The sequence below is a fragment of the Agromyces litoreus genome (genome assembly GCF_040496015.1).
In the GTDB taxonomy this organism is placed as follows: Bacteria; Actinomycetota; Actinomycetes; order Actinomycetales; family Microbacteriaceae; genus Agromyces; species Agromyces litoreus.
Genome location: NZ_JBEPKA010000021.1, coordinates 1 through 14588 on the forward strand (window position 1 = coordinate 1; position 14588 = coordinate 14588).

The window sequence follows — 14588 nt, forward strand, 5'->3', positions numbered from 1 at the left end:
GGAAACGCCCGGACCCATTCCGAACCCGGAAGCTAAGACTCGCAGCGCCGATGGTACTGCAGGGGCGACCCTGTGGGAGAGTAGGACACCGCCGGACATTCATTGGAGAATGGCCACCCGAAGACGGGTGGCCATTCTTCGTTAACAGCGGGTCTCCGACGGCCCGAGAGTACGGTTGAGTCCGTAGGACTCCCAGGCAGGACGACAGGTACACCGTGAGCGATTCCACGCAGGATCCCGGCGAGCGCCGGAACAGCCGCGACGACGATCGCCGCGGACGACCCGATCGCCCGCGAGGTGCCGACTCACGTCGTGACGGCGGGCGCCCGGACGGACCCCGCGGGGGGTATCGGTCCGACCGATCCCGCGACGGCGGAGCACGGTCGGACCGCGACGACCGCGGGCGCGCGAACGGATCGCGCGACTCGAGGGGCGGTCAGCGCCGGGATGGCGACCGCTCGTACGGTTCGCGCTCCGGTGGATCCTCCGACCGCTCGCGAGACGGGGAGCGTTCGTCCGGTGCGCGTCGGGACGGTGACCGTTCCTACGGTGACCGTTCCTACGGTTCGCGCGACTCGAGGGGCGGTCAGCGTCGGGACGGCGACCGCTCGTACGGTGCGCGTCGGGATGGCGACCGTTCGTACGGTTCGCGCTCCGGTGGATCCTCCGACCGCTCGCGAGACGGCGACCGCTCGTACGGCGCGCGTCGAGACGGCGACCGTTCCTACGGTTCGCGCGACTCGAGGGGCGGTCAGCGCCGGGATGGCGACCGTTCCTACGGTTCGCGCTCCGGTGGATCCTCCGACCGTTCGCGAGACGGCGAGCGTTCCTACGGTTCGCGTCGGGACGGCGACCGTTCCTACGGCGATCGCTCGTACGGCTCCCGTCGCGACGGCGACCGAGCGCGCAGCGGCCACGACGACCGGCGGGATCGCGGCGCGGGCGCGCCGCGCCGTGGCGAGCGTCCCGGCGGCTCGCGCGAACCTCGCCACGGTGGGCGCATCGCCGGCCGACCCGACGCTCGCGGAGGCGATCGCGGGCGTGAGCGCGCCGCACGCGAGCCGGGGTACGGTGCTGCCGAGCTGGCCGTCCGTCCGCGTCAAGACGACCCGCCCGTGGCGGAGCGCATCCACCCGAAGGACCTCGACTCCGCCGCGCGAGCCGAGCTGAAGACGCTGTCGAAGGAGAACGCCGACTGGGTCGCGCGGCATCTCGTCGCGGCATCCGAGGCGCTCGAGGACGATCCCGCGCTCGCACACCGGCACGCGCTGTCGGCGTCGCGGCGTGCCGGCCGTGTCGCCGTGGTGCGCGAGACCCTCGCGATCACCGCGTATGCGACCGGGGACTTCGCGCTCGCGCTCCGCGAGTTGCGGACGTACCGTCGCCTGTCCGGCCGCGAGGACCAGATCGCGCTCATGGTCGACAGCGAGCGCGGCGTCGGCCGCCCCGACCGCGCGCTCGAACTCGGTCGCTCGGTGGATCGCGCATCCCTGCCGGCGGCCGTCCAGGCCGCGCTGGCGATCGCGATGTCGGGCGCCCGTCTGGACCTGGGCCAGGCCGACCTCGCCCTGGCCGAGCTGGAGGTGCCGCAGCTCGACCCCGATCGCGCGTTCTCCTACAGCCCCGCGCTGTTCTCCGCGTACGCCGAGGTGCTGGCCGAGCTGAACCGGCCGGAGGACGCCGCGCGCTGGCGCGAGCTGTCCGAGCGCGCCGAGGCGGCGCTCGAGAGCGCCCGGCCCGACTTCATCGAGGTCTTCGAGCTCGAGGACGACGAGGCGCCGATCTCGATGCCCGACGCCGACGCGCCGGACGCGGACGCCGACGCGTCCGACGAATCCGCGGCGCCCGTCGAGGGGCCGGCCGAGGACTCGCCGCAGTCCGACCGTGAGGCGGATACGGCCGCGCCTCCCATGCAGGATGGTGCGCCGGAGGCATCCGACCCCGCCGATGCGATCGAACCGGAGGTGGCCGCCATCCTCGAGGAGACCGCCGACCTGGACGACGCCGACGGACCGGCCGGCGACCCCGAGCGGGCATGAGTCCGGTCTTCGGACCCGGTCGGTCGACGCCCACGCCCCTCGAGGGGATCGACGCGGTCTTCGCCGACCTCGACGGCGTGGTCTACGCGGGTGCGCACGCGATCCCGCACGCGGTCGAGAGCCTCAACCGGGTCGCGGAGACGATGCCCGTCGCGTACCTGACGAACAACGCGTCGCGCACCGACGACCAGGTCGCCGCGCACCTCTCCTCGCTGGGACTCGCACCGGCTGCGCGCGATGTCGTCACGTCCCCGCAGGCCGCGATGCGGCTGCTGTCGACATCCGTCGCACCGGGATCCCTGGTGCTGGTCGTCGGCGGTGACGGGATCATCGCCGAGCTCGAGCGCGGGGGCTACCGTGTCACGCGGTCCGCCGACGATTCGCCGGACGCCGTGATGCAGGGATTCCATCCGGACGTCGGATGGCGGCAGCTCGCCGAAGCCGCGTTCGCGCTGAACGCGCACGGGGGACCGGGCGAGCCCGGGGGCATCCCGTGGATCGCGACCAACATGGACTGGACGATCCCGGTCGACCGGGGCATCGCGCCGGGCAACGGCACGCTGGTCTCCGCCGTCCACACGGCGGCCGGACGGTTCCCGGAGGTCGCAGGCAAGCCCGAGGCGCCCATCTTCGACGAGGCGCGCGAACGCTTCGGCGCGGATCGCCCCCTCATGGTGGGCGACCGGCTCGACACCGACATCCGGGGAGCGAACCGGGCGGGCGTCGCCTCGCTGCTCGTGCTGACGGGCATCGACCGCGCGAAGCAGGCGCTGGCCGCGGACGCCGCGAGTCGACCCGACTTCATCGTCCGCGACCTGGCCGGCCTGCACGAGCCCTACCCCGAGGTCCGGCGGCGGCGCGGCTCGGTCCGCGTGGGCCGCGCCGAGGTCCGCGTCGACGGGCGTCGCGTCGTGATCGAACGGGACGGCGACGACGGGCTCGACCTGCTGCGTGCGGCATGCGTGGCGATCTGGGAGTGCGGAACCGCGATCCACGCCCTCGAGGTCCCGGAGCGTCTGTACCGCTGACGCCGCCACCGTGGCGTGCCCACCGGCCATGACGGCGGGAGCAGGTAGCGTGGAGGGGTGAGTACAGGAGACCTCGACGTCGACGAGCCGATGGAGAGTCCCGTCGACCTTGCGGTCGCCTCGGCCGACGCGCTGGCGTCGATCGATGCCGCGCCGCTCGAGGAGCGTGCCGCAGGGTTCGATGCGCTGGCCGAGCAGCTGCGTCGCGAGCTCGAGCGGTCGGATCCGGCGCGTCCCGCGGGCTGATCGGTGGCGCAGGAGCGACTCGACACGGCGTTGGCGGCACGGGGGCTGGCGCGCTCCCGTTCGCACGCCGCCACGCTCATCGCCGGCGGTGCGGTCCGCGTCGACGGAGCGCCGGTGACCAAGCCGTCCCATCGCGTGACGCACGACGCCGTGATCGAGGTCGCCGGCGCCGATCACTACGTCAGCCGAGCGGCGCACAAGCTGATCGCCGCTCTCGATGCGTTCCGCGTCGATCCGGACGGCCGGATCGTGCTCGATGCCGGCGCCTCGACCGGCGGGTTCACCCAGGTCCTGCTCGAACGCGGCGCGGCGACCGTGCTCGCCGTCGATGTCGGCCACGGCCAGCTCGCACCTGAACTGCACGGCGCGCGCGGGCTCGTCCTCGTCGAAGGCTGCAACGTGCGGCACCTCGATCCGCCCACCCTGGCGCGACTGACCGGCGTGGCGGAGTCGCCGTCGCTGGTGACGGCGGACCTCTCATTCATCTCGCTGACGACCGTGCTTCCGGCGCTGCGCACGACCGCACGGGACGACGCGGAGTTCGTGCTGCTCGTGAAGCCGCAGTTCGAGGTGGGTCGCAGCGGCACCCGCGAGGGCGTCGTGCGCGACGCCGCGGCTCGCGCGGACGCGGTCATGCATGTGCTGTCGGCCGCCCACGACCTCGGCCTGCGCACGGCCGGCGTCCTGTCCTCCCCGATCGCCGGCACCCACGGGAACCGCGAGGTGCTCGTGCTCCTGAGCGCGGTGAGGGGAGCCGATCCGTCAGAATGGTCGGGTCGGGTCACAGAAGCGACAGGAGGGCTCACGGCGTGAGCGATGCGCGGCATTTCCTCGTGGTCTCCCACACGGGTCGCACCTCCGCGCTGGAGGCGACGGCCGACGTGTGCGGTCAGCTGGCCGCGGCCGGCGCGGTGCCGGTCGTCGCCGCCGAGCAGTGGCACGACGTGATGACGGCGCTGCCCGAGCTCGAGGGGGTCGTCAAGCGCTTCGAGGAGGTCTCGCCGTCGGCGATCGAGCTCGCGATCGTGCTCGGCGGCGACGGGACCATCCTCCGGGGCGCGGAGCTGACGCGCGACCATCCGGTCCCGCTCCTCGGGGTCAACCTCGGTCACGTCGGGTTCCTCGCCGAGAGCGAGCGCGACGACCTCGGCTACACCGTCGGCCGGGCGCTGGCGCGCGATTACACCGTCGAGGAGCGGATGACGCTCTCGGTGCGCGCGAAGGTCGGCGAGGAGGTCGTGTACGAAGGGTGGGCGCTCAACGAGGCGACGCTCGAGAAGGCCGAGCGCGAACGCATGATCGAGGTCGTGATCGAGGTCGATCGCCGGCCGCTGTCGTCGTTCGGATGCGACGGCGTGGTGATGTCCACGCCGACCGGCTCCACGGCGTACTCCTTCTCGGCCGGGGGCCCGGTGGTCTGGCCGGCGCTCGATGCGCTGCTGCTCGTCCCGCTCAGCGCCCACGCACTGTTCGCTCGACCGCTCGTGGTCGGGCCCGAGTCCTCGCTCGCGGTCGAGCTGCTCCAGCGCACCGAGACGTCGGCCGTCATCTGGTGCGACGGCCGGCGGATGTTCGAGCTGCCGCCCGGCGCACGCGTGATCGTCCGCCGCTCGCCGGTTCCGGTGCAGCTGGCCCGCCTGCACCAGGCGCCGTTCACCGACCGGCTCGTGAACAAGTTCCAGCTGCCCGTGAACGGATGGAAGGGACCCGTCGCCGGTGATTGAGGAACTCGGGATCCGCGACCTCGGCGTCATCGCCGAGGCCGCGCTGCCGCTCGGACCGGGCTTCACCGCGGTCACGGGCGAGACCGGTGCGGGCAAGACCATGGTGGTGACCGCGCTCGGGCTGCTGCTCGGCGCGCGTGCCGACGCCGGCACCGTGCGCGCCGGCGCGAAGCAGGCGTGGGTCGAGGGGCGATGGCTGCTCGCCGACCCCGATCCCGTCGCCGAGCGGGTCGCCGACGCCGGCGGCGAGATCGACGCCGGCGAGCTGCTGCTCGGGCGCTCGGTCTCGGCCGAGGGTCGCAGCCGGGCGATCGTCGGCGGCCGCAGCGCGCCGGTGGGCGTGCTCGCCGAGCTCGCCGATCACCTCGTGGTCGTCCACGGCCAGGCCGACCAGCAGCGGCTGCGTTCCTCAGTCGCGCAGCGCGAGGCGCTCGACCGGTTCGCCGGCGCCGAGCTCGCCTCGGTCATGGGGGAGTATCGAGCGGCCTTCCGAGCATGGCGCGACGACTCGGCCGAACTGACGGCGCTCCGGGAGCAGCACGACGAGCGCGTGCGCGAGGCCGACGACCTCCGGCTCGCGCTCGACGAGATCGAGGCCGCCGATCCGCAGCCGGGCGAGGACGCGGCGCTGCAGGAGCGAGCCGATCGCCTGACCAACCTCGAGGAGCTCCGGCTCGCCGCCGCCCAGGCGCGCGAGCTGGTCTCGGCCGAGACCGCGGGCGATGACACGCCCGACGCGATCACGCTGGTCGAATCCGCACGCCGACACGTCGACCGGGTCGTCGCGCACGACCCGGCGCTCGCGCCGATCGTGGAGACGATGGCGAGTGCGGGGTTCGCGCTCGCGGACGCGGCGACCGAGCTCTCGAGCTACCTCGCGGGGCTCGATGCCGACGGCGCCGCTGAGCTCGAGGCCGTGCAGGAGCGTCGCGCGGTGCTCACGGGCCTCGTCCGGAGGCACGGCTCGCTCGAGGCCGCCCTGGCGTTCCGCCACGACGGCGGCCTCCGCCTCGTCGAGCTCGACGGCGACGACGACCGCATCGTCGATCTCGAACAACGGGTCGCCGCGCATGCCGACGCCGTGGAGGCCCTCGCCGGGCGGGTCACCGAGCTGCGCTCCGCGGCCGCCGAGCGGCTTGCCGGCGCGGTGACGGCCGAGCTCTCGGCGCTCGCCATGCCCGACGCGGAGCTCGCCGTCTCGGTCGAGCCGACCGCCGAACCCGCCGCCCACGGCCGCGACCAGGTGTCGATCCTGCTGCGGCCGCATCCCGGCAGCCAGCCTCGACCCGTCGCCAAGGGGGCGTCCGGCGGCGAGCTCTCGCGCGTCATGCTCGCGATCGAGGTCGTCATCGCGGGCACCGACCCCGTTCCCACGTTCGTGTTCGACGAGGTCGACGCCGGTGTCGGCGGTGCGGCGGCCATCGAGATCGGGCGGCGCCTCGCGAGACTCGCGGAGCGGTCGCAGGTGATCGTGGTCACGCACCTCGCCCAGGTCGCGGCGTTCGCGACCAACCACCTGAGCGTGGTCAAGGGCACCGACGGGCGGGTGACCGCGTCGAGCGTCCGGCAGCTCGACGGTGCCGAGCGGGAAGCCGAGATGGCGCGCCTGCTCTCCGGACTGGCCGACTCCGAGTCCGGCCTCGCGCATGCGCGCGAGCTGCTCGAGATCGCCGATCGCGACGCGGCCTGAGTCGCTGCGGGCGTCCGGGCCTCGATGCTCGAAGGTCCTGCGGTCGACACGCACCGCGCCCAGGCCCGCGACACGCCCGGCCTGCACCGGTGGCCCGGAACGGGGCCAGCCGGTTCCGCGGGCGTTCCCAGCCCCGAATCACCCGCGATGAGCGCTCACGACGCGCCGTGCCCATCGGTGTCGGGGCATTCCCAGCCGGGAGTCGGATAGACTACAAGCCCGTGGTGGATGATCGCGGCGCAGACATTTCGAACACTGAACTCACGAACGACGTGACCAAGCACATCTTCGTGACCGGCGGTGTCGTTTCCTCTCTCGGCAAGGGCCTGACGGCGGCAAGCCTCGGCAACCTGCTCACGGCGCGGGGCCTGCGGGTGGTGATGCAGAAGCTCGACCCGTACCTGAACGTCGACCCGGGAACGATGAACCCGTTCCAGCACGGCGAGGTGTTCGTCACCGACGACGGTGCCGAGACCGACCTCGACATCGGGCACTACGAGCGCTTCCTCGACATCAACCTGTCGCAAGCCGCGAACGTCACGACCGGCCAGATCTACTCGAGCGTCATCGCCAAGGAGAGGCGCGGCGAGTACCTCGGCGACACCGTCCAGGTCATCCCGCACATCACCGACGAGATCAAGCGCCGGATGCGGCTGCAGGCGTCCGAGACGCCGAAGCCCGACGTGATCATCACGGAGATCGGCGGAACGGTCGGCGACATCGAGTCGCAGCCCTTCATCGAGTCGGCGCGCCAGGTGCGCCACGAACTCGGGCGCAGGAACGTCTTCTTCGTGCACGTCTCCCTCGTACCGTTCATGGGCGCATCGGGCGAGCAGAAGACGAAGCCCACCCAGCACTCCGTGGCCGCGCTCCGCTCCATCGGCATCCAGCCCGACGCGCTCGTGCTCCGCAGCGACCGGCCCGTCACCGAGGCGAACAAGCGCAAGATCGCCCTGATGTGCGACGTCGACGAGGGCGCGGTGGTGAACGCCGTCGACGTGCCGTCGATCTACGACATCCCCACGATGCTGCACGAGCAGGGCCTGGACGCCTACCTCATCGACGCGCTCGACCTGGACGGGAAGGCCGATGACGTCGACTGGTCGGCGTGGTCCGACCTGCTGAAGGTCGTGCACGACCCCGACCACGAGGTCACGATCGGCCTGGTCGGCAAGTACATCGACCTGCCCGACGCCTACCTGTCGGTCACCGAGGCGCTCCGCGCCGGCGGCTTCGCGAACGACACGCGAGTGAGGATCGAGTGGATCCCGTCCGACGAGTGCCGCACGCCCGAGGGTGCGAAGGAGAAGCTCTCGCACCTCGACGGCATCTGCGTGCCCGGCGGCTTCGGCGTCCGCGGCATCGAGGGCAAGCTCGGCGCGCTGCACTTCGCCCGCGAGAACGGGATCCCGACGCTCGGGCTCTGCCTCGGCCTGCAGTGCATGGTGATCGAGTACTCGCGCAACGTCGTGGGCCTGGCCGACGCCTCGTCGAGCGAGTTCGACCCCGACACCGAGTTCCCGGTCATCGCGACCATGGAGGAGCAGGTGGAGATCATCGCCGGCGGCGACCTGGGCGGCACCATGCGCCTCGGGCTCTACCCGGCCGCCCTGGCGGAGGGGTCGATCGTCGAGGAGCTGTACGGCGCGTCCCAGATCAGCGAGCGGCACCGCCACCGGTACGAGGTGAACAACGCGTTCCGCGACCGGATCGCCGACGCCGGCCTGGTGTTCTCGGGCATGTCGCCCGACCGGCACCTCGTCGAGTTCGTCGAGCTGCCGCGCGACGTGCACCCGTTCTACGTCGCCACCCAGGCGCACCCGGAGCTCCGCAGCCGCCCGAACGACGCGCACCCGCTCTTCCGCGGCCTCGTCGCGGCGGCCCTGCAGCGGCATCAGGCCAGCCTGCTGTTCGACGACGTCGAGGACGCCTGACGTGACCGATGCCGTCGACGGGCCGGGCGACCTGCCCGTCGACGCGTACGTCGACCTTCCGGTCCTCGAGCGCGAGACCGTGTTCGAGGGCCTGATCTGGGACCTCCGCCGGGACACGCTCGAGTACGGTCCGAGCGGCGCGCGCATCGTGCGCGACTACGTCGCCCATCCCGGTGCGGTCGCGATCCTCGCACTCGACGATGAGGACCGCGCGCTCCTCATCAAGCAGTACCGGCACCCGGTGCGGGCCAGGGACTGGGAGATCCCGGCGGGGCTCCTCGACGTGGCGGGCGAGCCCCCGGTCGAGGCCGCACGTCGCGAGCTCGCCGAGGAGGCCGACCTCGTGGCCTCCGACTGGGCGGTGCTGGCCGACTTCTACACCACGCCCGGCGGCAGCGACGAGGCGATCCGCATCTTCCTCGCCCGGGGGCTGTCCGCGGCGCCCGAGGTGCACGACCGGACGGACGAGGAGGCCGACATGGAGCGCCGATGGGTCGCGCTCGACGACTGCGTCGACGCCGTGCTCGCCCGCCGTACCGGCAACCCGTCGCTCACGATCGGCGTGCTCGCCGCCGCCGCCGCCCGCGCCCGGGGCTGGTCGTCGCTCGCGCCGGCCGACGCACCGTGGCCGGCGCACCCGGGCCGGAGGCCCGCCGACCCGTGAGCGGATCGCGCGCCGTCGACGACTACCTGCGGCACCTGACGGTGGAGCGCGGCCTCGCGCGCAACACCCTCGCGTCCTACCGGCGCGACCTCGCGATCTACCTGGACTGGCTGGAGCGGGAGGGCATCGGCGGCCCCGAGGACGCCTCCGAGCAGGACCTCTCCGCGTTCCTGCGTCACCTCGGCGGTGAGCGCACGCCGCCGCTGGCCGTCGCGTCGATCGCCCGCGTGCTCTCCGCGGTGCGCGGGCTGCACCGCTTCCTCGCCGAGGAGGGTCGCGTCGACCACGACGCCGCACGCGAGCTGCGCCCGCCCAAGTCGCCGATGCGCCTGCCGAAGGCGATCCCGGTCGAGGACGTCGCGGCGATCATCGAGGCTGCCGGACTCGGCGACGACGTCGTCGCGCTGCGGGACGTCGCGCTGCTGGAGCTCCTGTACGCCACGGGCGCGCGCGTCTCCGAGGCGACCGCGCTGAACGTCGACGACCTCGTGGACCACGACGTCATCCGGCTCTTCGGCAAGGGCGGGACGCAGCGCATCGTCCCGGTCGGCAGCTATGCGCGTGCCGCGCTCGACGCGTACCTCGTCCGATCCAGGCCGGTGCTCTCCGCGCGGGGGACCGCCACCCCGGCGCTGTTCCTCGGAGTCCGCGGACGTCGGATGTCGCGCCAGGCGGTCTGGCAGACGCTGCAGGATGCCGCGGAGCGCGCCGGCGTCGCGGCAACCGTGTCGCCCCACACCCTCCGACACTCGTTCGCCACCCACCTGCTCGCCGGCGGTGCCGACGTCCGGGTGGTGCAGGAGCTCCTCGGCCACGCGTCGGTCGCCACGACGCAGATCTACACGCTGGTCACGGCCGATACACTCCGTGAGATGTACACGGTCGCGCACCCCCGTGCTCGTTAGAATCGATCAAGCATTCCGGATTCGATCGGGAGAGAGCACGACGTGACCTACGAACACGACCCGGCGGACGGCACCGCCACGCTGGAGTCGTCGGACCTGGGTCCCACCGGCCGTCCGCATCGAGAATTCCCCGAACCGCCTCCGCTCGCCTCGCACGGTCCGGCCCGCATCATCGCGCTCTGCAACCAGAAGGGCGGGGTCGGCAAGACGACGACCACCATCAACCTCGGCGCGGCGCTCGCCGACGACGGGCGCCGGGTGCTCGCGGTCGACTTCGACCCGCAGGGAGCCCTGTCGGCGGGGCTCGGCGTGCAGACGCACGACGTGCCGACGATCTACGACCTGCTGCTCGGTCGCGGCGTCGCCCCCGCCGACGCCATCCAGACGACGGGCGTCGACGGGCTCGACGTCATCCCCGCGAACATCGACCTGTCCGCCGCCGAGGTGCACCTGGTGACCGAGGTCGCGCGCGAGCAGATCCTCGCCGGCGTGCTCCGGAAGGTCTCCGGCGACTACGACGTGGTGCTCATCGACTGCCAGCCGTCGCTCGGCCTGCTCACCGTGAACGCGCTGACGGCCAGCCACGGCGTGGTGATCCCGCTCGAGTGCGAGTACTTCGCGCTCCGCGGCGTCGCCCTGCTGATCGAGACCATCGACAAGGTGCGCGACCGGCTGAACCCGGCGATCACGCTCGACGGGATCCTCGCGACGATGTACGACGCGCGCACGCTGCACTCGCGCGAGGTGCTCGAGCGGGTCGTCGACGCGTTCGACGATCGCGTGCTCGAGACCGTCATCACGCGGACCGTGAAGTTCCCGGATGCCACCGTCGCCGCGACGCCCATCACCGAGTTCGCACCCGAGCACCCCGCATCCCGGGCGTACCGTCAGCTCGCCAGGGAGCTGATCGACCGTGGCGCGGTCGCCTGAGCCGGACGCGGCGGCACCGACCTCCGAGGCGCAGGACGCGCCCGAGCCCGACGTCGAGCCGGAGTTCCGCGTCGCGCTGTCCAACTTCGAGGGTCCGTTCGACCTGCTGCTCTCGCTGATCGCCAAGCACGAGCTCGACATCACCGAGGTGTCGCTGTCGGCGGTCACCGACGAGTTCATCGCGTACCTGCGCGGCATCGAGACCGACGAGGACCTCGACCGCGCGAGCGAGTTCCTCGTCGTCGCCGCGACGCTGCTCGACCTGAAGGTCGCGGGACTCCTGCCGCAGGGCGAACTCGTCGACGCCGAGGACGTGGCGCTGCTCGAGGCGCGAGACCTGCTCTTCGCCCGGCTGCTGCAGTACCGGGCGTTCAAGGAGGCCGCGCAGTGGTTCGGCGGGCGCATCGCGGCCGAGTCGCTGCGTCATCCGAGGAGCGTCCGACTCGAGGAGCGGTTCCGCCAGCGCGTGCCGGAGTTGCGCTGGACGGTGGACGCCGCGGACTTCGCCGCGCTCGCCACGCTCGCGCTCACGCCGCGCGAGATCCCGACCGTCGGCCTCGACCACCTGCACGCACCGCTGGTCTCCATCAGGGAGCAGGCGGCGCACGTGGTCGCGGTGCTGCGTCGCGGCGAGCCGATCACGTTCCGGCGCCTGATCGCCGGAGTCGACCGACCGGGCGTGGTCGTCGCCCGGTTCCTCGCGGTGCTCGAGCTCTACCGCCACTCGGCCATCGGGTTCGAGCAACTCGAACCGCTCGGCGAGCTGACGCTGCGGTGGGCCGAGAACGAACACTGGTCCGACGACCGACTGGACAGCCTGGGGGCCGACTATGACGAGTGACACGGAGGATGCGGTGACGCGGGAACCGGCGACCGAGCCCGATGGCGGCACCGAGGCCACACCCGCCTCCGGCCCTGAGTTCTCCGTCGCCGCGCCGCTGGACGTTCCCGGCCAGCCGAGCCTGGACCTCGACCGCGCGATCGAGGCGCTGCTGTTCATCGCCGACGAGCCGCAGAGCCTCGTGCACCTCGCCGCGGCCGTCGCACGGCCCATCGCCGAGGTGCGCGCCGCGATCGTCCGCCTCCGGGCGGACTACGACGGCGGGGCGGCATCGGGCGAGCCGCGCACCGACACGGGGGAGCGGGCCGTGGAGGGCGGCATCCGTCGCGCGTTCGAACTGCGCGAGGTCGGCGGCGGCTGGCGCTTCTACGCGCGCTCCGAGTACGACGCGCTCATCACGAGCGCCGTCCTCGCGCAGACCTCGACGAGGCTCAGCCAGGCCGCGCTCGAGACGCTCGCCGTGATCGCCTACAAGCAGCCGATCTCCCGGTCCTCGATCGCCTCGATCCGCGCAGTGAACGTGGACTCGGTCGTCCGCACGCTGCTCGGGCGCGGGCTCATCACCGAGGTCGACACGGACGAGGAGACCGGGGCGATCCTCTACGGCACCACGGAACTGCTGCTCACGAACCTCGGCATCTCGTCGCTCGACGAGCTGCCGCCGATCTCGCCGCTGCTCGACGGCGGCCAGGAGGGATTCGAACGTGACCTCGTCTGACCGGACCGGAGCCGCCGGCGACGCGCCCGAGGGCGTGCGCCTGCAGAAGGCGCTCGCCGCCGCAGGCGTCGCGAGCCGCCGCGTCGTGGAGAACCTCATCGTGGAGGGTCGCATCGAGGTGAACGGCCGTGTCGTCACGGAGCTCGGAACCCGCATCGATCCCCTCAACGACCGGGTCGCCGTGGACGGGACCGCCGTGCAGCTCGACCAGGAGAAGCGCTACTTCATGCTCAACAAGCCGCGTGGCGTGGTCTCCTCGATGCGCGACGAGCAGGGTCGGCCCGACCTGCGCCGCTTCACCGACCCGCTCGACGTCCGCGTGTACAACGTCGGCCGGCTCGACGGCGACACGAGCGGCCTGCTGCTGCTCACCAACGACGGAGAACTCGCGCACGTGCTGGCGCACCCGTCGTTCGGCGTCGAGAAGACGTACGTCGCGAAGGTCACGGGCCGGATGACGCCGCAGGCGCTGCAGCAGCTCAAGCGCGGCATCGAGCTCGACGACGGCCCCATCCGCATCGACCGCGGCAAGATCCTCCAGCAGCAGGCCGGCGATCGCCACACGATGGTCGAGGTGACGCTGCACTCCGGGCGCAACCGCATCGTGCGGCGCATGCTCGACGCCGTCGGGCATCCCGTGGTCGAGCTCGTGCGGCGACAGTTCGGCCCGTTGCACCTCGGGACGCTCCGGTCGGGCGCCGTGCGCGAGTTGTCTAGGATCGAAGTCGGCCAGCTGCTGACCATCGCCCGTGCGGCGGACGCCGGCCGGAAGGGGAAGGGCTGACGTGGTCGAGTCACGGCTCATCGGGCCCGTCCGCGTCGTGGGCGCCGGACTGCTCGGCACGAGCGTCGCCCTCGGGCTCCGGGCGCGCGGGATCGAGGTGACCCTCGCCGACGCCTCGCCGACGCACGTCGCGATCGCGGTCGACCTCGGCGCCGGCCGTCCGGCCGCGGATGACGACGCGCCCCAGCTGGTCGTCGTCGCCGTGCCGCCCGACGTGACCGCGACGGTCGTGGCCGCCGAGCTCGACGCGTTCCCGGACGCGATCGTGACGGATGTCGCGAGCGTCAAGGCGGGCGTCCTCGCCGAGCTCGCGGCGACGGGAGCCGACGTCTCGCGGTACGTCGGCTCGCACCCGCTCGCCGGCCGCGAGCGGGGTGGTCCACTCGCCGCGCGCGCCGACCTCTTCGCCGGACGACCGTGGGTGGTGGCGGCGCACGACGCGATCAGCTACCAGCGGGCCGGGGCGATCGACGACCTCATCCTCGACCTCGGAGCGACCCTCGTCGAGATGACGCCCGACGAGCACGATCGGGGCGTGGCGCTCATCTCGCACGTGCCGCAGGTGGTGTCGAGCATCATGGCGCGCCGGTTCATCGACGCCCCGAACGCCGCGCTCGGCCTCGCAGGGCAGGGCGTGCGCGACGTCACCCGCGTCGCCGCGAGCGACCCGGACCTCTGGGTGCAGATCCTCGGGGCGAACGCGTCGCCGGTCCGCGAGATCCTGCTGGCCTACCGGGACGACCTCGACCGCTTCATCGACGCGCTCGAGGACCCGGCCGCACCGGGCGCCCGACGGAGGGTGGCCGAGGAGCTCACGGGGGGCAACACCGGCGTCGCCCGGCTGCCCGGCAAGCACGGCACCGACAAGCGCTTCACGACGATCATCGTGATGATCGACGACCGGCCGGGGCAGCTCGCCCGGCTGCTGGCCGAGATCGGCGAGATCGGCGTCAACCTCGAGGACCTCCGCCTCGAGCACTCGCCCGGCCGACAGGTCGGCCTGGCCGAGATCGCCGTGCTTCCCGAGGCGGCGGACCGACTGACCACCGAGCTGGCCGAACGCGGCTGGCGGATCGCAGGATGAA

Annotated in this window: 14 protein-coding genes and 1 rRNA gene; all 15 read left to right on the forward strand. The window is 72.6% G+C overall.

Annotated features, from left to right (window positions below; genetic code table 11):
• Positions 1–97: ribosomal RNA gene (gene rrf / locus ABME01_RS14090) — 5S ribosomal RNA — on the forward strand; the annotation flags it as partial.
• Positions 98–1115: 1018 nt separating this feature from the next.
• Positions 1116–2039, forward strand: a complete 924-nt coding sequence (locus tag ABME01_RS14095; RefSeq protein ID WP_353829059.1) for a hypothetical protein — start codon at positions 1116–1118, stop codon at positions 2037–2039.
• Complete coding sequence (locus ABME01_RS14100; protein WP_353829060.1) at positions 2036–3067, forward strand: HAD-IIA family hydrolase; 1032 nt, start codon at positions 2036–2038, stop codon at positions 3065–3067. The genes ABME01_RS14095 and ABME01_RS14100 overlap by 4 nt, the downstream gene beginning before the upstream one ends.
• A gap of 57 nt (positions 3068–3124) precedes the next feature.
• Complete coding sequence (locus ABME01_RS14105) at positions 3125–3313, forward strand: hypothetical protein (protein ID WP_353829061.1); 189 nt, start codon at positions 3125–3127, stop codon at positions 3311–3313.
• A gap of 3 nt (positions 3314–3316) precedes the next feature.
• Positions 3317–4126 carry a TlyA family RNA methyltransferase gene (locus ABME01_RS14110; RefSeq protein ID WP_353829062.1) on the forward strand — a complete coding sequence of 270 codons (810 nt, stop codon included), beginning with the start codon at positions 3317–3319 and terminating at the stop codon, positions 4124–4126.
• On the forward strand, positions 4081–5037 hold the full coding sequence (locus ABME01_RS14115; RefSeq protein ID WP_436407439.1) for an NAD kinase: 957 nt from the start codon (positions 4081–4083) through the stop codon (positions 5035–5037). Before ABME01_RS14110 ends, ABME01_RS14115 begins: the two co-directional genes overlap by 46 nt.
• Positions 5030–6727 (forward strand): DNA repair protein RecN, encoded by a 1698-nt coding sequence (recN, locus tag ABME01_RS14120; RefSeq protein ID WP_353829064.1) that lies wholly within the window; start codon positions 5030–5032, stop codon positions 6725–6727. Before ABME01_RS14115 ends, recN begins: the two co-directional genes overlap by 8 nt.
• A gap of 272 nt (positions 6728–6999) precedes the next feature.
• Positions 7000–8661 carry a CTP synthase gene (gene pyrG / locus ABME01_RS14125; RefSeq protein WP_353829065.1) on the forward strand — a complete coding sequence of 554 codons (1662 nt, stop codon included), beginning with the start codon at positions 7000–7002 and terminating at the stop codon, positions 8659–8661.
• 1 nt (position 8662) lies between these two features.
• Positions 8663–9325, forward strand: a complete 663-nt coding sequence (locus ABME01_RS14130) for an NUDIX domain-containing protein (protein ID WP_353829066.1) — start codon at positions 8663–8665, stop codon at positions 9323–9325.
• Positions 9322–10230: a site-specific tyrosine recombinase XerD gene (locus ABME01_RS14135; RefSeq protein WP_353829067.1), complete on the forward strand. Its 909-nt coding sequence runs from the start codon at positions 9322–9324 to the stop codon at positions 10228–10230. The genes ABME01_RS14130 and ABME01_RS14135 overlap by 4 nt, the downstream gene beginning before the upstream one ends.
• Before the next feature lie 42 nt (positions 10231–10272).
• Complete coding sequence (locus ABME01_RS14140) at positions 10273–11160, forward strand: ParA family protein (protein ID WP_353829068.1); 888 nt, start codon at positions 10273–10275, stop codon at positions 11158–11160.
• A complete protein-coding gene (locus ABME01_RS14145) occupies positions 11144–12001 on the forward strand; it encodes a segregation and condensation protein A (protein WP_436407440.1) in 858 nt (285 codons plus the stop codon). Before ABME01_RS14140 ends, ABME01_RS14145 begins: the two co-directional genes overlap by 17 nt.
• Entirely contained in the window at positions 11991–12719 is a 729-nt protein-coding gene (scpB, locus tag ABME01_RS14150; protein WP_353829069.1) for an SMC-Scp complex subunit ScpB, read from the forward strand. Before ABME01_RS14145 ends, scpB begins: the two co-directional genes overlap by 11 nt.
• Entirely contained in the window at positions 12706–13503 is a 798-nt protein-coding gene (locus ABME01_RS14155; RefSeq protein WP_353829070.1) for a pseudouridine synthase, read from the forward strand. The genes scpB and ABME01_RS14155 overlap by 14 nt, the downstream gene beginning before the upstream one ends.
• A gap of 1 nt (position 13504) precedes the next feature.
• Complete coding sequence (locus ABME01_RS14160) at positions 13505–14587, forward strand: prephenate dehydrogenase (protein ID WP_353829071.1); 1083 nt, start codon at positions 13505–13507, stop codon at positions 14585–14587.
• Position 14588 lies beyond the last annotated feature (1 nt).